General features: G+C 41.0%; 1 pseudogene. It reads right to left on the bottom strand.

From position 1 onward, the window contains the following. Positions 1 to 719 (bottom strand): annotated as a pseudogene (locus ACFIMI_RS09735) (hypothetical protein); the annotation flags it as partial.

Here is a 719-nt window from a genome sequence, read left to right as displayed (position 1 = left end):
CCAGCAAATGCTTCCGATACACTATTGTAAACCTTTTCCTCACCAGCACTACCATCAGAATTGACAGTTTTAAGCTTGAAGGTAGGTGCAACCCATTCTCCCTTTTCATTATAACCTGCTCCTCCACCAAAATACGTCGCAAATGTCTGATTCATTGAATAAAGTTGATTACCAGCGACAGCATCTGTTGATTTAGCGCTAATCTCACCATTTGCTAGAAACGTAATTCTACTGTTTTCTTGTGTCCTTACAGCCCTGCCTTGTTCTTCTTGCTTCTTCTCATGACGCGCGACAAAGGCATTGGCTTCATTACTCCAATTCAAAGAATCCTGCGCTACTCCTTCAGAAACCTCTTTAATCCGCGCATTCACATTCTTGATATTCTCATCAAGACCAGTAAATGCACTACCAACATTATCAAAAGAGCCATTTGTTATATTACCAGCTGTATCAACCTTGGATAACTTGTAGGTTGGTCCTGTAAACGTACCCTCAACAAATTTTGCATCGCCACCAAGGAATTTAGCTACATTCTGAGAAATCGTGTTGATCTGACTACCATTAATCGCATCATGTGAACTCTCACCAATGGCACCATCTTTTACATTATGAAGTGCAACTGGTCCTGCATCCTTACCTTTACCTAAAGTCACACTCGTGTAATCAATGCCGCCATTCTCACCCTCTTTTTTATCGTAATGAACAACAGCTGAATCATC

This window comes from Bartonella sp. AP4SXKL (assembly GCF_042195845.1).
Taxonomy (GTDB): domain Bacteria; phylum Pseudomonadota; class Alphaproteobacteria; order Rhizobiales; family Rhizobiaceae; genus Bartonella.
This window is presented reverse-complemented; position numbering and strand designations above follow the sequence as displayed.